General features: G+C 44.6%; 20 protein-coding genes. 18 read left to right on the forward strand and 2 right to left on the reverse strand.

What is annotated here, in order from left to right; genetic code table 11:
* Positions 1 to 201 precede the first annotated feature (201 nt).
* From AAC006_RS10795 to AAC006_RS10850, 12 genes are all read left to right on the forward strand, one after another.
* A complete protein-coding gene (locus AAC006_RS10795; protein ID WP_231401119.1) occupies positions 202 to 540 on the forward strand; it encodes a hypothetical protein in 339 nt (112 codons plus the stop codon).
* A gap of 99 nt (positions 541 to 639) precedes the next feature.
* Complete coding sequence (locus tag AAC006_RS10800; RefSeq protein WP_126873371.1) at positions 640 to 1,155, forward strand: DUF411 domain-containing protein; 516 nt, start codon at positions 640 to 642, stop codon at positions 1,153 to 1,155.
* Entirely contained in the window at positions 1,155 to 2,516 is a 1,362-nt protein-coding gene (locus AAC006_RS10805) for a TolC family protein (protein ID WP_123324646.1), read from the forward strand. Before AAC006_RS10800 ends, AAC006_RS10805 begins: the two co-directional genes overlap by 1 nt.
* Positions 2,516 to 4,516, forward strand: a complete 2,001-nt coding sequence (locus tag AAC006_RS10810) for an efflux RND transporter periplasmic adaptor subunit (RefSeq protein WP_044447422.1) — start codon at positions 2,516 to 2,518, stop codon at positions 4,514 to 4,516. The genes AAC006_RS10805 and AAC006_RS10810 overlap by 1 nt, the downstream gene beginning before the upstream one ends.
* Positions 4,513 to 7,647 carry an efflux RND transporter permease subunit gene (locus AAC006_RS10815; protein WP_126873370.1) on the forward strand — a complete coding sequence of 1,045 codons (3,135 nt, stop codon included), beginning with the start codon at positions 4,513 to 4,515 and terminating at the stop codon, positions 7,645 to 7,647. The genes AAC006_RS10810 and AAC006_RS10815 overlap by 4 nt, the downstream gene beginning before the upstream one ends.
* A 2-nt stretch (positions 7,648 to 7,649) precedes the next feature.
* Positions 7,650 to 8,348 carry a peptidase gene (locus AAC006_RS10820; protein ID WP_126873369.1) on the forward strand — a complete coding sequence of 233 codons (699 nt, stop codon included), beginning with the start codon at positions 7,650 to 7,652 and terminating at the stop codon, positions 8,346 to 8,348.
* A 1-nt stretch (position 8,349) separates the two neighbouring features.
* Positions 8,350 to 10,182 carry a 2Fe-2S iron-sulfur cluster-binding protein gene (locus AAC006_RS10825; protein ID WP_071978932.1) on the forward strand — a complete coding sequence of 611 codons (1,833 nt, stop codon included), beginning with the start codon at positions 8,350 to 8,352 and terminating at the stop codon, positions 10,180 to 10,182.
* An 18-nt stretch (positions 10,183 to 10,200) separates the two neighbouring features.
* Entirely contained in the window at positions 10,201 to 10,602 is a 402-nt protein-coding gene (locus AAC006_RS10830) for a copper resistance CopC family protein (protein ID WP_071978933.1), read from the forward strand.
* A 14-nt stretch (positions 10,603 to 10,616) separates the two neighbouring features.
* Positions 10,617 to 11,531 carry a CopD family protein gene (locus tag AAC006_RS10835; RefSeq protein WP_126873368.1) on the forward strand — a complete coding sequence of 305 codons (915 nt, stop codon included), beginning with the start codon at positions 10,617 to 10,619 and terminating at the stop codon, positions 11,529 to 11,531.
* 12 nt (positions 11,532 to 11,543) lie between these two features.
* Positions 11,544 to 12,023, forward strand: a complete 480-nt coding sequence (locus AAC006_RS10840; RefSeq protein WP_044447434.1) for a nuclear transport factor 2 family protein — start codon at positions 11,544 to 11,546, stop codon at positions 12,021 to 12,023.
* Positions 12,024 to 12,049: 26 nt separating this feature from the next.
* A complete protein-coding gene (locus tag AAC006_RS10845; protein ID WP_117316847.1) occupies positions 12,050 to 12,535 on the forward strand; it encodes a nuclear transport factor 2 family protein in 486 nt (161 codons plus the stop codon).
* 11 nt (positions 12,536 to 12,546) lie between these two features.
* Positions 12,547 to 13,251, forward strand: a complete 705-nt coding sequence (locus AAC006_RS10850; protein ID WP_126873367.1) for a heparan-alpha-glucosaminide N-acetyltransferase — start codon at positions 12,547 to 12,549, stop codon at positions 13,249 to 13,251.
* A 99-nt stretch (positions 13,252 to 13,350) separates the two neighbouring features.
* On the opposite strand, the gene AAC006_RS10855 is transcribed toward AAC006_RS10850, so the two are convergent.
* On the reverse strand, positions 13,351 to 13,686 hold the full coding sequence (locus tag AAC006_RS10855; protein ID WP_232366234.1) for a hypothetical protein: 336 nt from the start codon (positions 13,684 to 13,686) through the stop codon (positions 13,351 to 13,353).
* Positions 13,687 to 13,761: 75 nt separating this feature from the next.
* Positions 13,762 to 15,882 (reverse strand): SDR family NAD(P)-dependent oxidoreductase, encoded by a 2,121-nt coding sequence (locus AAC006_RS10860; RefSeq protein WP_126873366.1) that lies wholly within the window; start codon positions 15,880 to 15,882, stop codon positions 13,762 to 13,764.
* Positions 15,883 to 16,325: 443 nt separating this feature from the next.
* On the opposite strand from AAC006_RS10860, the gene AAC006_RS10865 reads away from it, so the two are divergent.
* The 6 genes from AAC006_RS10865 to AAC006_RS10890 all read left to right on the forward strand — a co-directional run bounded on the left by AAC006_RS10865 (position 16,326) and on the right by AAC006_RS10890 (position 21,560).
* Positions 16,326 to 16,781 carry a hypothetical protein gene (locus tag AAC006_RS10865; protein ID WP_105935250.1) on the forward strand — a complete coding sequence of 152 codons (456 nt, stop codon included), beginning with the start codon at positions 16,326 to 16,328 and terminating at the stop codon, positions 16,779 to 16,781.
* Between the two features lie 64 nt (positions 16,782 to 16,845).
* The gene (locus AAC006_RS10870; protein WP_044447444.1) at positions 16,846 to 17,202 is read left to right on the forward strand and encodes a hypothetical protein; all 357 of its coding nucleotides are present in this window, start codon (positions 16,846 to 16,848) and stop codon (positions 17,200 to 17,202) included.
* Positions 17,203 to 17,231: 29 nt separating this feature from the next.
* Positions 17,232 to 18,077 (forward strand): hypothetical protein, encoded by an 846-nt coding sequence (locus AAC006_RS10875; protein ID WP_105935249.1) that lies wholly within the window; start codon positions 17,232 to 17,234, stop codon positions 18,075 to 18,077.
* A complete protein-coding gene (locus tag AAC006_RS10880; RefSeq protein WP_105935248.1) occupies positions 18,074 to 20,011 on the forward strand; it encodes a 2Fe-2S iron-sulfur cluster-binding protein in 1,938 nt (645 codons plus the stop codon). Before AAC006_RS10875 ends, AAC006_RS10880 begins: the two co-directional genes overlap by 4 nt.
* The gene (locus AAC006_RS10885) at positions 20,011 to 20,769 is read left to right on the forward strand and encodes a hypothetical protein (protein WP_013755285.1); all 759 of its coding nucleotides are present in this window, start codon (positions 20,011 to 20,013) and stop codon (positions 20,767 to 20,769) included. Before AAC006_RS10880 ends, AAC006_RS10885 begins: the two co-directional genes overlap by 1 nt.
* The gene (locus AAC006_RS10890; RefSeq protein ID WP_126873365.1) at positions 20,766 to 21,560 is read left to right on the forward strand and encodes a cytochrome c3 family protein; all 795 of its coding nucleotides are present in this window, start codon (positions 20,766 to 20,768) and stop codon (positions 21,558 to 21,560) included. The genes AAC006_RS10885 and AAC006_RS10890 overlap by 4 nt, the downstream gene beginning before the upstream one ends.
* The last annotated feature ends 7 nt before the right edge of the window (positions 21,561 to 21,567 follow it).

The following is a 21,567-nucleotide window of genomic DNA, read 5'->3' on the forward strand; positions in this document are numbered from 1 at the left end:
GATCACTGAAAATAAATATATTTAGCTGTCAATAGGGCCCTGCTGAACGGTTACAATTGTTTATATTACCGAATTGTAATGTGCCGGTAATCTGGTTGTCAGGCGAGGGTGCTAACATCTCATTCAGTGATTAAGCTGTCATCGACTGCTGTCTGTCAAAAACTATGGAATGACGAGAACTTGAAAAGCGCTTTCATTAAAATGTTTATTGTTATTGCATTGCTCAGTGTGCAAATGAGTGAGTCATTTGTATTCGCGCAAATGCCATGCAGTGACGAAATGGCAGCGGTGATGGATCTCGGATCTCACGATATGCAAAGCGCTCATGACATGATGAAACACTCACAAAGCGATGATATGAATGATTGTTGTCAGCAAGATTGCTGTTGTCCAATGGCGATGTTTCATATTGGTCTTCTCTCTAGTCAAGCTCATTCGTCACCCGATGGCGTGTCGCTGAGTATTCAGTCTCTTAACCCAAACCTAAACCAAATCTTTTTAGGTGGATTGCAGCGCCCTCCGAAACACTCTCTCATTTAAGCAGGATAAGTCCGTCTAGAATCCGGGCAATGATATCGCTTGTTAGTCGAATGTTCGTAGCAAGCCATTTATTTAAACAATAGAAATGAGAAAGTAATTATGTCAATTATTACGCATCGCTCGATGTGGATAGCCTTGGTGTTTGCACTGTTTTTATCAGCATGTACCGACGCAACACAGATTAATAACGATTCAGAGGCAGTGACTGAATCCCCGATAACATCCTTAACAGTCTACAAAAGCCGTTCTTGTAAGTGTTGCCAAAAGTGGGTGAACCATATTGAAGAGCACGGGTTCGACGCAGACGTATCCAATGTTACGTTAATGTCTCGAATTAAAGACAAATATGGTATTGCGCCTAATTACCGTTCGTGCCATACGGCATTGTCCCCAGGCGGTTTTGTTTTTGAAGGTCACATTCCAGCAAAATTCATTCAGCAATTTTTAGACAATATACCTGAAGGCGCCATCGGACTCAGTGTGCCGGCTATGCCAATTGGCTCACCTGGTATGGAAGTCGGTGATCAATTTCGTCCTTATCTTATTCTGCAACTCAATGACGATGGCAGCGCAACCACTTATGCCGAAGTTAATACCTATGAGGAGCAATTCTAATGAGACGCTTTTCATTTCATGTCATTGTACTAATGACGCTTTTGAATACTGGGCTCGCCCAAAGTCAAACCAAGTCGGTATTGACATTGGAGCAGGCTGTTGAAATCGCGATTAACAACGACCCTTGGCTTGTAGGCAGTGAGTATCGCGAGCAAGCCATTGTTTCAAGTAGCGTGGCAGCCGCTAGTTTGCCGGACCCGGTAGTTAATATTGGTTTGGCGAACTTACCAACAGATGGATTCGCATTCGATCAAGAACCCATGACGCAACTTAAGGCAGGGGTTTCGCAGATGTTCCCCAGAGGGGATTCGTTAGATATTCGTTCTCGTCAATTAAGAGAGCAAGCCGCCGAGCACCCATTAATGCGTGCTGATCGCATCGCCCGCACACGTGTGCAGGTCTCTGATATTTGGCTTGAAATTTATCGCGCGCAGCAGAGTATTAAGCTAATCCATCAAGATAGGGCATTGTTTGAGCAACTCAGTGACATTGCCAAAGCGAATTATGCGACCGCCCTTGGACGCGTGCGACAGCAAGACATCATTAGGGCAAAGTTAGAATTGACGCGGTTAGAAGACAGATTAACAAAACTACAAGCACTGGAAGAACGCGCCACAGGTAAGTTATTGGAATGGATCCTAAAAAACCAGCAGTCTGCACGCCAACTTGGCTTTGATGCATTTAGCGCGTTGCAGTTGCCTAATACATTACCTGCCATTGCAAAAATCACTGACAACACGTTGTTAATGGTAAAAAGGAAAAACCAACAACAGCTCGCGGAATTACTCGCAGATCACCCTTATATTTTATCCATTAATCAACGTATCAGAGCGAGTCAAACCGGGGTTGAGTTAGCTAAAGAAAAATACAAACCCCAATGGGGCGTAAATGCCAGTTACGCTTTTCGCGATGATACCCCGGCAGGTGCAAGTCGAGCTGATTTTTTGTCAGTCGGTGTTAGTTTTGATTTACCTATTTTTACTGAAAACCGTCAAGACAAAGAAGTCTCTGCAGCCGTAAATCAATCAGAAGCCATAAAGACTGACAAGTTACTCGCACTGCGCGAAATGATGTCTGCCATCCAGTCGTTATACGCTGAGCGAGAACGTTTAACTGACAGGCAATCGTTATACAACGACGAGTTATTAGCACAAATGCAAGAACAAGCTGATGCGTCCTTGAATGCCTACACCAATGATGACGGCGATTTCGCCGAAGTTGCTCGCGCGCGTATCGCGGATTTGAATGCGCGTATTGATGCATTGGATATCGATGTGGATCTCGTCAGAACAAACATTCGACTTAATTATTACTTCAATACCACCGCAGGTATTTCCAAGACTCAATTCGGAGAACAATAATGAATAACACGAAAGCCATTATTTTAGGATGTGTTATCGGCGGTGCAATGACTGCGTTAGCATATACATTCCTACTTCCTTCTGATGCACCATCTAACGCAGCAGGGCAAAGCACAGAACCCCAGCCACTCTATTGGGTGGCACCGATGGATCCCAATTACCGTCGTGATGAACCGGGTAAATCTCCGATGGGAATGGATCTCGTCCCCGTTTATGAGGAGAGCACGGGAGGTAATGAAGGTCCGGGAACCATTAGCATATCACCCAATGTAGTTAATAATTTAGGGGTAAGAACAGCATCGGTTCAACGCCGCTCGCTGCATGTCCCTATTCGTACGGTTGGCTATGTGCAATACAATGAAGACACTTTGATACATATCCACCCACGCGTTGAAGGTTGGGTAGATACACTGCATGTGAAAGCCTCGGGAGAGTATGTCAAAAAAGGCGAACCATTGTATTCGCTCTATTCCCCAGAATTGGTCAATGCGCAAGAAGAGCTGCTGATCGCGATGCGCCGCGGGAGCGACGATTTGATCAATGCTGCTCGGTCGCGGTTAGACGCGTTGCAAATGCCAAATGAAGCGATTCAGTCCTTAATATCGAGCAAAAAAGTTCGTCAAACGATCACTTTTTCGGCACCGCAAACCGGGTTTGTTGACAATTTAAATATCCGCGAAGGATTCTTTATCAAGCCAGGCAATACCCTCCTATCCATTGGTGCGTTGGATGAGGTGTGGGTTGATGCTGAAATCTTTGAACGGCAATCCGCGCAAGTCACTGTTGGACTTCCCGTCACAATGACGTTGGATTTTTTACCCGGCAAAACATGGGAGGGTGAGGTTGATTACGTCTACCCCACACTTGAACAGAGCACTCGAACGCTGCGGGTTCGGTTACGCTTTAAAAATGCCGATTACGCGCTTAAGCCGAACATGTTTGCCCAGATCACAATACATTCAGACTTTGACTCAGACAACGTTCTTGTGCCATCAGAAGCGGTTATCAGAACCGGCACGCAAGATCGTGTTGTCTTGGCGTTCGGTGACGGGCAATTCAAGTCCATTGCCGTAGATGTAGGTCGAGTGGTAGAGGACTACACTGAGATTACTACAGGTCTCATCGACGGGGATCAGATTGTCACCTCTGCACACTTTTTACTCGATTCAGAAAGCAGTATCAGTTCAGATTTTAAACGTATGGAAGCACCTGATGCACTCCCGTCGTCGGTTTTTACCGAAGCCACCATCACCGATGTTATGCCCTCACATAACATGATAACAGTGAACCATGGCGCCATCAGTGAATGGGATTGGCCAGAAATGACAATGGATTTTACTGTCGCCAACCACGTAGACCTAACGAGTTTGCGGCAAGGTATGGGGGCGCATATTGAAATTAGTAAAGAAAACGATGGTCAGTATGTGGTAACGACGGTGCATATCATTGACGACAATGCTGATACACAGACTATAAATGGACGCACTATATGGACTGAAGCAACGATTAATTCAGTTATGTCCTCACACAAAATGCTAAATCTTGACCACGGAGCAATTGAAGCGTGGGATTGGCCCGCGATGACAATGGATTTCTTTGTTGCTGACACTATCGATTTATCACAGTTGGAAGCTGGTATGGATTTGCATATTGAAATCACCAAAACCGGTGATAGCGACTATCTGGTAACAACCATCCATGTAAAATCAGCAGAACCAAGTTCAGCGCAAAGCGCAGTGGTGACAGGCACCATTAATGCCATCAATACGCAGTCTCGTGTAGTCAATATTTCACGTGAAGCGATCCCAAAGTGGGATAGGCCTGCGGCAACTCTTGACTTTACCGTGAGCGACGCTATCGATATCAGCCAATTTACGGTCGGTGCTGACATTACATTTACGTTTGAGATCACTGACGGCAACTTTAGGATCCTGAGCATTCAGTCTGAAAGCCAAGATGCTTCGATGGATCATAGCAACCATGGAGGAGCACACGAATGATCGCTGCTATTATTCGATGGTCAGTTTCCAACCGCTTCTTCGTATTACTGACGACCTTAATTATTATCGGCGGTGGTTTATTCACGCTAAAGAATACACCAATTGATGCATTGCCCGACCTATCTGATGTCCAGGTCATCATTAAGACGAGTTACCCTGGACAAGCACCTCAGGTGGTTGAAGATCAAGTGACTTATCCGCTTACCACAGCGATGTTGTCGGTACCAGGCGCTAAAACAGTCAGGGGTTATTCTTTCTTTGGCGACTCATATGTCTACATCATTTTTGATGACAGCACGGATCTCTATTGGGCCCGAAGCCGTGTATTAGAATACCTGTCTCAAGTTGCTCCCAATTTGCCTGAAAATGCTCGGCCACAATTAGGCCCAGATGCAACGGGTGTGGGTTGGGTTTACTTGTATGCATTGGTTGACCGCACAGGCAAAAACGACATATCACAACTACGTAGTCTGCAGGATTGGTTCCTCAAGTACGAACTGCAAACCGTTCCCGGTGTCTCTGAGGTTTCTGCGTTAGGCGGCATGATAAAGCAATATCAAGTTAAAGTTGATCCTGAAAAACTGCGGGCTTATGGGATCCCGCTATCGCATATTCAAATGGCCATCAAAAGAGGCAACCAAGAAGTTGGCGCATCTGTTATTGAAATGTCTGAGGCTGAATATATGGTCAGGGCGACAGGGTATATTTCAAGCAAACAAGATATCGAAACGATCCCTCTCGGCGTGAATGAAAATGGTACGCCGCTGTTGGTTAGGGATATCGCGGATGTGCAATTAGGTCCTCAAATGCGCAGGGGTATCGCTGAGCTGAATGGCGAAGGAGAAACCGTAGGCGGCATCGTTGTTATGCGATTTGGAGAAAATGCTCAAACAACCATTAACGGAGTCAAAGCTAAACTCGACGATCTTAAAAAAGGATTGCCGGATGGCGTCGAAATCGTCACGGTTTACGATCGCTCAGCTTTGATTGAACGGGCGGTAGATAACTTGGCCTCTAAACTGGTAGAAGAGTTTATCGTCGTTGCCCTAGTGTGTATCGCGTTCTTATTTCATGTACGTTCATCGCTGGTCGCAATTATAAGTATTCCTGTCGGGATCATCACGGCAATCATCGTGATGTATATGCAAGGTATCAATGCGAACATCATGTCCTTGGGGGGGATCGCTATTGCTATTGGTGCAATGAGCGATGGGGCCATTGTCATGATCGAAAATATGCATAAGCATATGGAGCGAACCCCCCTGACGAAAGAAAATCGATGGCAGGTCGTCATAGATTCAGCGTCTGAAGTCGGACCTGCGCTGTTTTTCAGTTTGTTGATCATCACCGTTAGTTTCGTACCAGTGTTTACGCTGGAAGCGCAAGAGGGCAGGATGTTCTCGCCGCTTGCATTCACCAAAACATATGCGATGGCCGCTTCCGCAGCGCTTGCGATCACCTTGGTGCCAGTTTTGATGGGGTACTTTGTGCGCGGTAAAGTACTTGCGGAGCATAAGAATCCTGTAAATCGGTTCTTGACGTTTTTATACATGCCAACACTGAAAACGGTATTACGTTTTCCCAAGTTGACCATGCTGGTCGCCGTTATAGTACTGGGAATTGGGCTTTGGCCAATTGATAAGATCGGTAGCGAATTTATCCCGCCGCTTGATGAAGGTGACTTAATGTATATGCCGACGACTTATGCCGGTATTTCGATAGGTAAAGCACGCGAGTTATTGCAACAAACCAATAAACTGATCAAGACCGTTCCTGAGGTCGAAACGGTGTTTGGCAAGGTCGGACGAGCCGATACGGCAACCGATCCTGCGCCATTAACAATGATAGAAACGTTTATACAATTAAAACCTCAAGATCAATGGCGTGAAGGCATGACGACCCAGGATCTGATCAAAGAATTTGATGCTGTGGTTAATTTGCCGGGGTTAACGAACGCATGGGTTATGCCAATTAAAACGCGGATTGATATGTTGGCTACCGGTATTAAGACCCCCGTGGGCATCAAGATTGGAGGTCCAGATCTTATGGAAATTCAAAAGATTGGTCAACAAATTGAAACGATACTTTCAGATGTTGAGGGCACTGCATCCGTTTATTCAGAGCGCGTTGCCGGCGGGCGTTATGTCAAAGTCGATATCCAACGTGAACGGGCCGCTCGCTATGGTCTTAACATAGCAGACGTTCAACAAGTTGTTTCTAGTGCGATTGGAGGAATGAATGTTACACAAAGCGTCGAAGGATTAGAGCGCTACCCAGTGAATATTCGATATCCACAATCATATCGCTCATCACCTGAATCATTGTCATTGTTGCCTATTGTCACACCACAAGGCAAACGCATTGCGTTGGCTGATGTCGCGGATGTGTATATTGAAGATGGTCCCCCAGGCATTAAAAGTGAAAATGCACGCCTTAATGGCTGGGTGTATGTGGATATTGATGGTGTAGACATTGGCTCTTATGTCGTCGCAGCGCAGCAGGTCGTCAGTGAGGAGCTGGTATTGCCTGCAGGATACTCCATAACGTGGTCGGGACAATATGAATATATGTTGCGGGCAAAAGAAAAATTAACCTATGTAGTGCCATTGACTTTAGCCATTATCGTGATCTTGTTATACCTCAACTTCCGCAATTTTATTGAAGTAGCGATCATCATGGGAACGTTGCCTTTATCGATGGTCGGTAGTATTTGGCTTATGTACTTAGAGGGGTTTAACTTTTCAGTGGCAGTGGGCGTTGGCTTCATTGCATTGGCCGGGGTCGCTGTCGAGATTGGCGTCATTATGCTGGTGTACTTGAATCATGAGTACCAGGCGTTAATCGACAAATGCAAAATGGACGGTATCAAACCCACCGTAGGAATGCTAACCGAAGCCGTATTGCATGGCGCGGGTTTGCGTGTCCGGCCAGTCATGATGACGACCGCAACCATTATATTCGGACTATTACCGGTACTTTATGGCTCAGGTACGGGGTCTGAAGTGATGAGTCGTATCGCTGCGCCCATGGTGGGCGGGATGGTCAGTGCGATTTTATTGACGCTACTTATTTTACCAGCCATTTATTTAATATGGCGAAAACAGCAGCTCAAAACGATGAGTAATTGGTAGTTATGCGTCGCCTTGCTCGTCGGTTACATCGTTTTCTAATGCTGTTAGTCGGCGGGCAGATATTTCTGTGGGCGATGAGTGGACTCTACATGGTGTGGTTTGATATTCACTATATTCATGGCGATCACTTTGTAAAAGGGCCTCCTGTACTCTCGTCATCATCAAGGTTAGAGATTAGCTTCAAAGATGCACTTAGTCGCTTTCCTGAAGCGACCTCAATCATCTTAGAAACCTTGAGAGGAGAGCCTGTTTATCGATTAATGCATGCCGGTGAAACAGTTCTGATCAGTGGTTTGTCTGGTGACATTATAGAGCCACTTTCAGATAAGCGAGCCGCTGCCATCGCAATATCGCGTTTAAACCAACCGTATGAAGTTGACAGTGTCACGTTGCTGGGTGAAAACGAAGAGGATAGTCCGGTTGGGCAACGAGGACGTCCATTATGGCGAGTTGAATTTAAAGGCGCACTTGCGCCAACATTTTACGTCAGTCAAGACACAGGTACGGTTGAATATATTCGACATGCCCCTTGGCAAGTATTTGATTGGTTATGGCGCCTCCATATTATGGATTACCAAGAAGGTGAAGACGTTAGTAATACACTATTAGTGAGCATGACTATCATAGGGCTGTTGGCCGCATTAGCAGGCTTGCTATTGCTGCCTTATTCCTTTTCGTCATCGCGAAAGGCAGCTGACTGAAATGTTCTGGCGGATCATTCACAAATACCTTGCATTAATTGTGTTTTCACAATTAATGGTTTGGCTCGCTACGGGTTTTTTACTCGGACAGGCTGAGCACAGTAAACCGCTCTCCAGAATCGCAAGTGACGCTATTGCAGGAAGTGTATTAACGCCAAACCTAATATCCGTCGAGAACGTCCTTATACGCTCACCCAATGCACTCTCTATTGAGCTGCTTAGCTTGTTGGGAAACCCGACCTATAAGGTTATGACGCACTATGCTAGACATGCCAATGAAAGAGAGTATGAGTTAATAGACGCGATAAAGGGAAATAAAATAGAACTAACAGCGAACGATATCCGTGATCTGGTCAACAATCAGTTCCGGCTAACTTCGCCTATTCAAGATTTGCGCCGTGTTGATCCGCCGATAGAGCATCTACCCAAAGAGCAACAATCGGTTTGGCATGTACGTTTATCAGACAGAGAAACGACACACATTTATGTCCGAGCATCGACAGGGGAATTAGCCGGCGTCGTCGATAGCAACAGGGAATGGACAAACTTGTTGATGCTATTGCACTTTATGGATTATCAGAACACCGGCTCATTTAATCACTGGTGGATCAAGGCTCTCGCGTTACTGACTGTGCTGTTGAGTATTTCAGGAATTACGTGGCTGGTTAGCCTCGTTAAAAATAAGCAAGTATTCATTGGGTGGTCGTATAGAAAGCAAGACTTAGTGGTACGAGATCAGCAAGGTTACCTCCAAAACGTCGTTGCTAAGGACAATGAATCACTTCTGGATTGTCTACAGCACAACGCCCTTTCTATTGGGTCAGTATGTGGGGGAGGGGGAACATGCGGCCAATGTATTGTGCGCCTTGATCCATCGGCTGCCATTTCAGTTGCAGAACGATACCGCTTATCTCAAGACAGGTTGTTGTCCGGGTATCGTTTAGCTTGTCAGCAAAACACTGATTTGAAAGGCAACGTTCAGCTTGTAGAGTCTCCAAACCCCAAAACAGTATCATGCGAGTTGCTCTCAAACACATTCATTACACCCTTTATCAAAGAATTAAGATTTAAATATCAAGGCAGTGTTCCACTGGATTTTAAGCCTGGCAGTTTTGTTCAATTCACGATTAAAGAAGGTCAATCTTTAGCGTTTCCGAAAGACTTACCGAGACGCTATCAGCCTTATTGGCCGCGTTTTGAATCAGCTACATTTTCCCATCCAAACACTGTCAGGCATTATTCAGTTGCAAACCGAAATGATGGTAGTGGCGTGCTTACATTCAATATAAAAATGCAACCGGCACAATCTAACAACCAAAGACCTGGCATCGGTTCTTTTCACCTTGGTAATTTAAGCATCGGCACGGTGGTTGATATAGTTGCGCCTCGAGGGGGATTTAACTTACTTGATGACCTTGGTGTACGAGAAATTGTGTTGGTCGGTGGGGGCTCGGGTATAGCACCTCTAAAAGCTCTAATCGATGAACTAATATTTGGCTTGCATTCGACACTGCCTATAACCCTCTTTTATGGCGCCAAACACCCTGTTGAATTGGCAAATCATTGCTGGTTAAAAGCGGTTGAAACACAACATTCTAATTTTACCTATCAACCGATTGTTTCAAACGCCTCTTCAATTTGGTGTGGACCGGTGGGGCGCGTGCAAATACCTTTGGCCGTATTTTTAGATACACATCGCGACCTCCATCGGTGTTTGTTTTTCCTCTGCGGTCCTCCGGCAATGATGAACGATGTAACCCAATTACTATTACGCTACTCCGTCAATGAAAATGCTATACAAATCGATTCATTTTCACCATTTACTACTACTTAAAACTACCGAGGTTTATTTATGAAAACACTATTGTCAACGTTCTTACTGACCGCTCTTTTCTTGAGCACAAGCAGTTATGCTCACACATCGTTGAAAACGTCCATGCCAAAAAACAATGCGATGTTAATGTCATCGCCTCCACAATTGTCCGTTGTTTTTACTGAGCCAGTTCGTTTGGCCAAATTGACGTTAAATTCTCAAAACGGCGAGCCTGTCGACTTTAATTTTTCTCCATCGATGGAGTCTAGCACTTTCTTTAATTACGACTTACCGACGTTATCGCCGGGTAACTATACCGCACAGTGGATGTTACTTGGTGAGGATGGGCACAAAATGGACGGTTCATTTGACTTCATGGTTCACGGAAGCAAGTCCATGCAAGATGACAAAAAAGCCCATAGTCAACACAAAGACCATTAAAGAGGAAGATTAAAATGGCAATTTGGGAAGTATTGATCCTATCCACGAAGCTTACTGTCTATCTAGGACTGTCGGCGCTTTTAGGCGGATTTCTTATCCTTCTTTTAGTGCCATTTAGTCTGGAAAAACAATCTCAAGTTCGTCTGCTTCTGCAAGGTCATATTATTAAGTATATGGCTATGTTTGGTTTAGTTGGTGTTTTCGCGACTACGTTGGATTTCTTTTTCCAAGTGGGGTCGCTATCTCAAACGGGTTTCACAGGCATGTTTGATGCGGTCATGCGACGTATGGTTGCACAATCTACTTTAGGGACTATTGCAATAAGTCGGCTGTGCATATTCATCGTCGGCATTGCTTTTTGTGGATCGTTTTATTGGCAACTCGCTCGCAAAAAAACGCCTCAATTTATCGTGACTCTTCTTGGTGCAATAATTCTGTGGGGGAGTATTGGATATGTATTCATGCTTTCCGGGCATACCGTGCAACTGGAACGTTCATATGGTTATGCGTTAGCTGTGCATGTGATCATCGCGCTAAGCTGGATGGGCGCTCTTTGGCCGTTGTCAGCAGCATGCCTACACCTATCGCCTACACCGCTATACACTCTGATGCGGAAATTTGGTCATCTTGCTATAGGACTGGTGAGCCTGCTGCTCCTTGCCGGCACTCTGCTAGCATGGGAGCTAGTTGGTTCTGTAGGTAATTTATTCAATCAAATCTATGGACAAAGCCTGCTGTTAAAGCTGGGCTTTGTCAATGCGATCCTGCTGCTTGCCGCATGGCATAAATTAAAATCAACCCCCAAGCTTTTAACGCACAGTAACGCAGCGATAGAAATGCGCCGTTCGATCCAAATTGAAATGCTCATTGGACTATGCATTTTTCTGATCACCGCTGTTTTGACTACTGTTCTTGGTCCTCAATCTTAACTTTGGATTTATATGAAAATTAATTACGTTTTAACGATTGTTTTGTCTATTGCGCTGCTTTCATTTAGTACGTTTGCTCATGAGCCACTCAAATCAATAGAGCGCTCTGCAACTCACTTCAGTGGCTTGGATACTGCAGCGGGTCGCAGTGTGCTCGCTTATCACGAAGCATTATCTAATGGCCAAGCGGATGACGTCATGAGTGCATTGACATCCGAAGTCATTATTTTAGAGGGATCGCGAATAGAACGCAGTGCCGAAGAATATCGGCAACATCATTTACACGCTGATATGCGATTTTCTGCGGCTGTCAAAACCACAACAATTGAACATCATGTTCGCGTTTATGGGGATACGGCGGTCTCAATTGCCAGAAGCCACACCCTTGGCACATACAAAGGTAAACAAATTGATAAGCAAGGAAATGAAACACTGGTACTTAACCTTATCAATGGTCATTGGAAAATAAGTCATATCCATTGGTCCCATTAACACTTTAATTTATAGGAAAACTTTAAATGACGTTACTTATACGAATCTCACTCGTCCTGATGTTAAGCACAACTACACTGGGCGTCTTTGCATCACAGGCAGATGAAGACAAAGCGACGATTGAAGAAATTATCATTGCTATTGAAAACGGTTGGGAGTCGGGCCAAGGACGGCCTTTTTATGAACACTATCTCGACCATAAAGGTGCTCGATACATTGAATCAGGCGGCCAAAACACAGGATTAAGTGATCTCGTCGAAAATCATGTGGAGCCAGAGAAAGAAGTACTCAAACGCCTCACCATCGATATATTGGATATGGATATTACAATTGATGACGATATGGCATGGGCGATTACGACCGTAAATGTGTCTGGTGAAGTAAGAAAAACTGGCTCAACATTTGACAAAAAGGGCTACCAAACGTACTTGTTTAAACGAACGAGTAATGGATGGAAAGTCATACATTCACATTCGTCTACCCGCGATAAAAAGCCCCACAAGCATCATTAAGCGACGTCAGTATGCCCATCACTCGCAACGTTACCCTAGACATCATGCGCACGGTCGCCATTGTATTAATGGTGATCTTTCACTTCGCGTATGACTTGCGGTTCTTTGGCTGGGTAGATTGGAATGTGCCAAATGGTCCTGGTTGGAAACAATTTCGGTATGTCATTTTATCACTCTTTTTCTTAAGTGTGGGTGCATCATTGGTGTTCGCTCATCACCAACGCGTGGATTTGAAATCCTTTGCGAAGCGAATAATGTGGATAGTGGTATGGGCATGCGTTATATCACTATTTACTTATTGGTTTTTCAATAGTAATTGGATATTTTTTGGTGTTTTACACTTTATCGCCGTGGCCAGTGTACTATGCCTTCCCTTCGCACGTTATCCAGTCATGGCTTGTTTTATTGGGATAGGGATTATTACACTGTTCTTAACGAATGTGGTTACAAGTAAATGGCCGTTTAACTTATGGGAATTGGGGCTGCCGTCATCACCCAACGATTATGTTGCACTATTTCCTTGGGTTGGCGTTGTATTGCTGGGCATTGGCGTTGGCCATATGTTTATTAAGGGTATAGATCCCTGTGCTTCACTGAAATTATCAACTAAAATCACGTTTTTAGGACGTCACAGTCTTGCTGTGTATGTGTTACATCAACCTCTGTTTTTTGTAACATTAGGCAGCGTGTATTGGCTTTCGCATTCGGTTATGTGAGTCTAAGTTGAAGGTGAGACAATGATAATAAGGGACCTTTGACAAAAGTAGAGCGTTGTTTGTTTTACAAGTAGTCTCGGCGTTTCTAGCACTTGTATATCAGTAATAGTGTGGGTTCATCCAAGCAATAACCGCAGAAATAACGGCAACTAGGATGGCTGTTAATGTTAATACTGTGTTGGCCAAATTGCGTGTCGCTTCATTATATAACGTTTTCACCGCATCAATATCTTGTTCAATACGCGCAAGTCGACGATTAACTTCTGCATTGGAAAGCGTAGCATTTTCCAATAGTCGTAAATCTCGATTAATCTCATCAACCTGTTTTTTAAGGCCAACTAATCCGCGATAGAAGTCTGCGTGAACATAGTCATCGGTATCGGCAAAGCAAATGGTGGGAAGAAGTAGAGTAAAAACTAACATCCATTTAAACACTGTATATATCCTAATTACTGCAACTGACGGTTGATCGCCATAGCGCTTGAGTAAGTATTACACCAGCTTAACGGTTTATTGTAAATCCCGCTGCAAAGAGCCTGCAAACCTAAGTTGAGGGTCGTATTTCTTTTTTAAAGCAATCAAACGCTCTACATGGTGACCGAAATAACTGGTCAATGGACAGTCGTTGCCCATGTCATAATTTTGGTAGGCATGGCCATTAAAAAATGGGGATAATCGTTCATAGGTTTGATTAACCCAGTCTATAACCTTGGTATTGTCTTGATCGGGCAGAGTCACACCCGTGATGCTACATACAAATGAGGCATCGCGATGAATAAATGCGGTTTCATGGGTCTCGATATCCTGGATCGCGCCACATAACGGATCGAGCATAATGCCCGCTGCGTTGTCTGGGCAAGACTGATAGCATTGCAAAAGCGCATCAATAAACTGTTCCGTAAGTTCACCTTCAATGATCCCATTGCGCCAATAAAGTGCGTGCCCTTGTTCATATTCATTTGACTGGCACTCTATGTATTGTTTATGCGTAACAGAGATATCGGCATCCGTTTCCCATTTTGCTATGTTATTTAGGTTGGAGTCAGGGTCTTCACTAAACCCCATAATTGATATTTTTGCATTTTGTAACGCTGAACGAGCGATGTATGCATATAAGAATTGCGTTCTCGGCCCCTGCAGTACAGCATCGCTGTATTGCTTTAAAATAGGCTTTGCCTTTTGAATTGGCCATTCAATGATACCTCCTTGAACATAAGCTGGAGCCGGGTGCAGCCTAAATGTTATGTGGGTGATAACGCCAAATTGAGAGCCGCCACTGCCGCGTAGTGCCCAAAAAAGATCAGAGTGTTCCAAAGTGTTTATAACTCTTTGCTGACCATCTGCTGTGATCAGATTAAACGCCAAGACATTGTCGCAACTTAACCCATGTTTGCGTGACAAAAAACCGATCCCGCCGCCTAACGTTGCTCCTACAACACCGACATCCGGGCAGGTGCCTAATGGGATCACTTTCTTATATTTCGATAAGAACAGATCCAAATTATGATTTTTCACACCCGCGCCCACTCTTACTGACTGACCAACTGCGCAAAGTTCTATACTTTGAAAGGCAGACATATCAAGGACAATGCCACCGTCAATAACGGCCGCACCCGTTACCCCATGGCCGCCGCCTTTAACTGATATTTGTAAATTAAGGCGATTGGCATAGTCAATTGTATTAATGATATCGACGTCTGACTCAGGCACGACTATCGCATATGGAAAATGTGAAATGGCTCGATTAAAAACATGACGCCGCGCTGAATAGCCTGTACTTCCAACGTCCCAGACACTGCCGCTTAACTTGTTTCGCAACGACAGTGAGTCAGATTCAGTTGGCTTCGTTGAAATAGTTTTATTGGTATCAATTGGGTTGAGCGGCGCTTCGTCAATGCTTTGCAATAAATCCCAATTTGTTCTGCTAAATGTCTTTGGGTCTATACGATTTAACAATTGCCAAAGGTATTGTGCAACAAGGCGCGGCGGTAGTAGCTTGTTCTCTTCATGTAAGCCTCTTAAAAAGGCCGACATCGGCAGTACATCGCTTGGCACTTGCCGGATTTTTTTTTGCATCGCTGTATCAACATTTCCGGGAGCTGCGGTGGCAAAAACAGCTACATCTTCATTAACTTCTTGTCTAAAACAACTACACACCATATTTAAAGCCGTTTTACTCACACAGTATGCTGATGCGCCTTTCACTGCACTAACGGGTTGCTCGCTTGTCAAATACAGTACGCGGCTATGTTTAAACTTATCCAGGCACAGTTGTGTTATCAAAAAGGGGATATCGCAGTTGATTCTTTGTGCCGTGCGCCATTCTTTGTAGCCTATTGATTGAATAGGTTTAAGCGGTGTGACAATACCTGCACAATGCACTAAGTAATCAATCTGTTCGTATTGGCTAAGCGTTTCTTGAATTTCAATCGTTGCCGCTTCGTTATTAAAATCAACGTGTTCTATGATGAGGCGGGGTTCAAATTTTTCATTGAACGCTCCTAGTCCTGAGCTATCACGACACAGTGCAACAACAAGCATATTTGGATCCCTTGATAAGAATTCATTAGTCAATGCTAATCCAATCCCTGATCCTGCACCGGTAATTACCGCAATTTTGTGTTTCGTCATTTCTTATTATCCGCTCACCCAATTAAAAATTGCATCTGGTATTCAGCATATGCCGCTGCAAAGTAGCTATGAGGAGACCTGTTGACGCAGCTTGAGCATAGATAATTTTGAACCAAGGATAAATAAATCGATGATTAGATTACGGAAATGTAATGATTCTGTAATCCGATTGTCGTGAAGGATTGATCTAAATCAATTACATTTATCGTGTGATTTATAGGATGGATTTCATCAAAAGCAAAGGATAAATCGGGTGCAAAAAATTACGATAGCACTAATCTGCAATGCCACAAATGCCTATAACAGATGAAGAGCTTGAGGTTTTGGCCGAATTTTTATCGCCCAAATAGCACCTTGACCTGAGTCTAAGACATAGGATTAAGGTGACAAGTCGTCTATTTCAAACCTAAACCGCTCATGTGAGCACAATTAAAGGAAAAATTATGAAAACATTAACGTCATTATTACTGGCCAGCGCCCTTGTCGCTGCGCCAATTGCGACTTCTTACGCGCATCAACACACTGATAAATCTGACATGCCGATGATGGACGGTCAGATGATGAAGAAAATGCAAACACATATGGAAGAAATGCAAGCAGTTTTAGATGCAGTAAAAAGTGAATCTGATCCTGAAAAGCGTGAAGCCATGTTGCATGAGCATGCCCAAAAGATGCAAGACATGATGGGCATGATGGAAGGCAAAGATTCGATGGGAATGAAAGATGGAAAAGGAATGAAAGGCGGCATGGGCATGGAGCATAAACACAGTGATATGTCGACCGATGAGAAAATGAAAATGATGGAACAGCGTATGGCCATGATGGAAGACATGATGGGGCAAATGATGGGACATACGGCTGAAAAAGCGAAGCCAATACACAAGCATAAAAAGAACTAATCAATGCGTTATGAGGCTGGAAAAGCGACTGCCTCTTTTCTTTTAATAATCGCGGGAGTTTTACATGAACAAATTAATCAAGCTTTTATCAATTGCAGTCTTGTCTGTTGGGCTACTAGGGGGCTGTGCAAGCCAGGTATACCATGACTACATCATGAGTGGGCAGGTTGTTACCGTCGATGATAAACAAGTAGTGGTGTGTGTCTCTGACACCGATGGTCTCAAAGAACATCAAGTCTTTAATGTTTATCGCACCGTTTTTGATGCGACAGCAATTTCTGAAGGGGAAGACGGCTACTCGCGCGAATTCGTGGGCAAAATTCGATTAGGTAAGACGAAGGATGAGCATTTTGCAGAGGCTATTGTACTTGATGGCGAACTTGCACGTTATGACATGGTCGAGTTTGATCGTGGGTTTTAATCGATATTTTTGAATAGGAGCATGCCGTTGTGAAGATTAGAGAGTGTCACCAAACCTACCGTTTAGCGGCTATTGTGAGTCTGGTATTATCTAGTGTCTTATTCACAACCGCGTGTTCAGCGGTAACACAACAAACTAGTTCGAAAGAAAAATCTCAAGAAACACAATCTTCAGACACTGCGCCCGAGTTAGCACCGGCTGACTTTGCAAAGATCCAATCAGCTTTGCGCTCATTAGACAACTCACTGGCAGCGCGATCAAAAAGCAATATCGGCGTTAAACAAAGCGATGCCAGCCCTCAACTCAACGAATCATCTACGCCCCCCAAAGCGACGAGCAAGATGAAGATGGGCATGGGAAAAGGGAAAAAGAAGATGACAATGAACGGAAAGTCTTGCATGGGGATGATGTGTAAGATGATGATGAAAAATAGTTCGATGATGGGTATGCCTCCTGAACAAAATACACCGGAGATATCCAAACCTTCATCAACGATAAGCTTGCCAGGTGCGAGTAGTGCACCTCATATTTACCACCTTGGTGAACAAGCCTTTTTCTTAAACCACACAACAACATTAGAACTAACAGATACGCAGTATCAAACGTTGTTATCGATTCAATCTGAGTGGGAGTCTTCCCAAAAAAGCCTTGCGCAGCAGCGTAGTGCATTAGAGGCATTATTGTGGGAATTGACAGCCCAAGGATTGCCTCAATACGACAATATTAAAGACACCATTAGTGAAATAGAGGCCATAAACAGCACCCTACGCCTACAGTTTATTGCTTCGGTGGGGAAAGCCGTCTCAGTATTAACACCCCCGCAGATTGCGAAAATAAATGCGCTATGGGCGGCTGAACAAAAGGATGCGTCATGACTAGGGGGAGTAAACGCGCATCAATCATTCACCGCTATTGTGTCATTCTAAACGTCGTTCTTTTTTTCGTGATTATAAATGCGCACGCACAGCAACAGACTGAGGATAGTGAGCATGCCAGTCATCATCCTGAGGCAGCGAATGGGCCGATTGTTGCGGCAAGCACAGATTCTCCGCCTTTAGCCAACCAAGTTAAAGGTCAGCCGGGCAATGCCAACGCAATGATGGGGCCAGGTATGGCAAAAGGCATGGATAAAATGATGGAGAAAATGGGAGCGCCTAAACCTAAAGATCTCTATCCAACTTTAATGCGGATGCAATCAACCACGCCGGAACAAAGAGATAGTATCTTAGGCAAAGCGTCGGCGCGTATGCAACAAGGAAGTGAACAACTGACTACCGGGTTTGAATCGCTCGCCCGTGCCGCAGCCGTTGATGACTATACCCAAATGCAAGTAGCTGTTGAGACCGTTAAAGAAGGGATCGCGCATTTTGATAGTGGTCTTGCGGCAAAACGGGCAATACAAGATGGGCAAGATCCCAGAAGAGTGGCATTAACCTGGTTTAAATCGCAAATGAATTTGCTACCCAGTTCACCAGTGAATGATTCCTCAACACTATTTGGCATGACGCCGTTTCATACTGCAGTGATGCTTGTTCTGCTGATCTTCACTGTCGTCATGGTGTATGTTTATGGATTTAAAATGCGCAGAGCTGCCGCATTGCTAGAAGAGCTTAGGTCCACTGAGACCGCAAGCGCTTCTGCGCCCACTAAGCAAACATCACCTAACGAGATACCTACTAACGCACCTGTAGGGACTGACGCTGTTTTAATACCCGCTACAGCGCATGTATTACCTTCTACGACTATGTCACCGCGTAAAGGTGTCTATAGTGGCAGTATGCAAGTCACCGGTATTTTTCATGAGACCCATGATGTTAAAACGTTTCGACTTGCCAGCGCCGATGGTCAAGTCATCCCATTTAGTTTTGAACCTGGACAATTTGTGACTTTTACGCTCACGATTGATGGTGTTGAAAAACCGGTGAAACGGTCTTACACCATCGCATCATCACCCACTGAGCAGTATTACTTTGAAGTCACCATCAAACGCGAGGAATTCGGTGTTGTTTCTCGTCATATGCATGACGTCGTAAATGTGGGAGATACGCTTTCAATTAAAGCGCCTGGCGGCAAGTTTTACTTCAATGGTCAAGATGCAAGTAGCGTTGTATTGATTTCAGGGGGGGTTGGGATCACGCCCATGATGAGCGCGGTACGTTATTTAACCACGACGTGCTGGGACGGTGACATTTATTTTCTGTTTTGTACGCGAACGTCTAACGATTTTATTTTTGAACAGGAATTAAAATATCTACAAGCACGTCACCCAAGGTTGAAAGTACTCGTCAGTATGACACAGGCGGATGGCACATCTTGGATGGGACCTCAGGGGCGTTTTTCATCGGCATTGATAAATGAATTCGTGCCGGACATAGCATTAAAAACAGCACACATTTGTGGGCCGCCGGCAATGATGGATGCAACCAAGGATATTTTATCTGAATTGGGTATGCCTGAAGCGAATATTAAAACAGAAGCTTTCGGTGGTGCGAGTCCGAAGAAAACGGCCACTAAAACGGAGGTCGCCCCAAACACGCCTGTAAACAATACGCGCCAAGTGCGATTTAGTTTATCAAATGCACAGGCACAAGCCGGCACAGATGAAACCGTATTGGACGTTGCTGATGGACTTGATGTTGATATTGAGAATTCGTGCCGGGCAGGCTCTTGCGGCAGTTGCAAAGTGAAATTACTGCGCGGCGATGTTGATATGGAGGTTGATGATGGGTTGGAGCCAGAAGATAGGGTCAGTGGTTATATTTTAGCCTGTCAAGCCATCCCTAAAACTGATGTGGAGGTGGAAGCATAGTGAATAGTCAAGAACGAACCATTGTAGGCAGCTTGGTGGTCTTAATGATCTTACTTTGGCTAGGGTTTGTGTGGCACCGTGACCCAGCATTCCCTGGCAGCTTTGCTGGATTTGTCGTTGGTTTGACTGCGCTGGTATTGATGTTTATTCCGTTGCTTTACATGATCATTAAACGCAACAAAGCACTTAAGAAAGTCGTGACCAAGCAAATAGCCATGCCTACGCTACTGCGCATTCATATTTATGCTGGAGTATTGGGACCTATTCTTGCACTCATCCATAGCGCCCATCGTTTTGATAGTGCTACTGGAGTCTCCATCATCATCTTTATGATGGTCGTTGTGATCAGTGGGTTTGTTGGTCGGTATGTACTAGGACTTATTTCCTCAAATGTGAAAGAGAAAAAGCGTCAAGTGACCGAACTCCAAGGTGCACTTTCAAGCGCCAAACAATCTCTAAAAGACGCGGTCTGCGACGTAAGATATTCGACTTTCGCCCAAACATCAGCGAGACACATTCCATACATTGCTTTAAGTGTACCTACTTCAGCGCAAAGTAAGCTGTTTCGACAAGAGAGTAAGGTTCTATCTATTATCGATGCCATTTCTGATGTTGAATACAGCATTCTGATTCACGACACTGCGAAAACTTGGTTTGCTCGTTGGTTGAAATTTCATATCGTGATTTCGATAACGCTCTATGGCGTATTGTTCTTTCACATTTTCAGTGAAGTTTACTTTGGACTACGCTGGTTATGATCAAGTGGATAATAGTCATTCTGGGCTTAGTCGCAGCGGGCTTTGGTGTTAGCCATTTTTTTCACACACCAGAGGATCTTTCAAAAATTCCATGGGAACAAATGGTAGAGCCTGGTTCACTGAGCAAAGCGCATGCGTTTTTGGCGGATGACTGCTTGAGTTGTCACACGCCAGTAGAAGGCGTTGAGCGCGACAAGTGTGTCGCCTGTCATGCAAATGATACCCATATCGTCGCGCGTCAACCTACTGCGTTTCACGCCGACATAACAGAATGTGCTAGTTGTCATACTGAGCATCAAGGTGAGGATGCTAGGATTTCACTGATGAACCATATTGCATTGGTCGATATTGGGTTCAATATGCTCCCCAACCCAAACGTGCCATTTGACGAAGGCGCAGCCACGATGGCTTTTTTAGAAAATGTTCTAGCGAATAAGCAAACGGCTGATCCCCTATTTGTGCATCCCGACGTCAGTGATAAAGAAGCATTATTGAATTGTTCACAGTGCCACAGCAACGATGATCGCCACTTCACGTTGTTCGGAGAGGATTGCGTGCAATGCCACAGTACAGACAAGTGGTCACTGCCGACGTTTATTCACCCCTCGAGTCAATCTCGTGATTGCAATCAATGTCATGAAGCGCCGCCCAGTCACTACATGCAACATTTTAAAATGATTTCCGCCAAAGTCGCTGGCGAGCCAAAAGCCAAAGTGGAGGCGTGTTATGCCTGTCATCAATCGACTTCCTGGAACGATATTAAGCGTGCCGGCTGGTACAAGCATCATTAAGGGGGAG

The sequence above is a fragment of the uncultured Alteromonas sp. genome (assembly GCF_963976965.1).
Taxonomy (GTDB): Bacteria; Pseudomonadota; Gammaproteobacteria; order Enterobacterales; family Alteromonadaceae; genus Alteromonas; species Alteromonas naphthalenivorans.

What these genes read in the sequence shown, in the direction of transcription:
- AAC006_RS10795 (WP_231401119.1), top strand. Translation starts at nt 202, where the DNA reads ATGTTTATTGTTATTGCATTGCTCAGTGTGCAAATGAGTGAGTCATTT.
- AAC006_RS10800 (WP_126873371.1), top strand. Translation starts at nt 640, where the DNA reads ATGTCAATTATTACGCATCGCTCGATGTGGATAGCCTTGGTGTTTGCA.
- AAC006_RS10805 (WP_123324646.1), top strand. Translation starts at nt 1,155, where the DNA reads ATGAGACGCTTTTCATTTCATGTCATTGTACTAATGACGCTTTTGAAT.
- AAC006_RS10810 (WP_044447422.1), top strand. Translation starts at nt 2,516, where the DNA reads ATGAATAACACGAAAGCCATTATTTTAGGATGTGTTATCGGCGGTGCA.
- AAC006_RS10815 (WP_126873370.1), top strand. Translation starts at nt 4,513, where the DNA reads ATGATCGCTGCTATTATTCGATGGTCAGTTTCCAACCGCTTCTTCGTA.
- AAC006_RS10820 (WP_126873369.1), top strand. Translation starts at nt 7,650, where the DNA reads ATGCGTCGCCTTGCTCGTCGGTTACATCGTTTTCTAATGCTGTTAGTC.
- AAC006_RS10825 (WP_071978932.1), top strand. Translation starts at nt 8,350, where the DNA reads ATGTTCTGGCGGATCATTCACAAATACCTTGCATTAATTGTGTTTTCA.
- AAC006_RS10830 (WP_071978933.1), top strand. Translation starts at nt 10,201, where the DNA reads ATGAAAACACTATTGTCAACGTTCTTACTGACCGCTCTTTTCTTGAGC.
- AAC006_RS10835 (WP_126873368.1), top strand. Translation starts at nt 10,617, where the DNA reads ATGGCAATTTGGGAAGTATTGATCCTATCCACGAAGCTTACTGTCTAT.
- AAC006_RS10840 (WP_044447434.1), top strand. Translation starts at nt 11,544, where the DNA reads ATGAAAATTAATTACGTTTTAACGATTGTTTTGTCTATTGCGCTGCTT.
- AAC006_RS10845 (WP_117316847.1), top strand. Translation starts at nt 12,050, where the DNA reads ATGACGTTACTTATACGAATCTCACTCGTCCTGATGTTAAGCACAACT.
- AAC006_RS10850 (WP_126873367.1), top strand. Translation starts at nt 12,547, where the DNA reads ATGCCCATCACTCGCAACGTTACCCTAGACATCATGCGCACGGTCGCC.
- AAC006_RS10860 (WP_126873366.1), bottom strand. Translation starts at nt 15,882, where the DNA reads ATGACGAAACACAAAATTGCGGTAATTACCGGTGCAGGATCAGGGATT.
- AAC006_RS10865 (WP_105935250.1), top strand. Translation starts at nt 16,326, where the DNA reads ATGAAAACATTAACGTCATTATTACTGGCCAGCGCCCTTGTCGCTGCG.
- AAC006_RS10870 (WP_044447444.1), top strand. Translation starts at nt 16,846, where the DNA reads ATGAACAAATTAATCAAGCTTTTATCAATTGCAGTCTTGTCTGTTGGG.
- AAC006_RS10880 (WP_105935248.1), top strand. Translation starts at nt 18,074, where the DNA reads ATGACTAGGGGGAGTAAACGCGCATCAATCATTCACCGCTATTGTGTC.
- AAC006_RS10890 (WP_126873365.1), top strand. Translation starts at nt 20,766, where the DNA reads ATGATCAAGTGGATAATAGTCATTCTGGGCTTAGTCGCAGCGGGCTTT.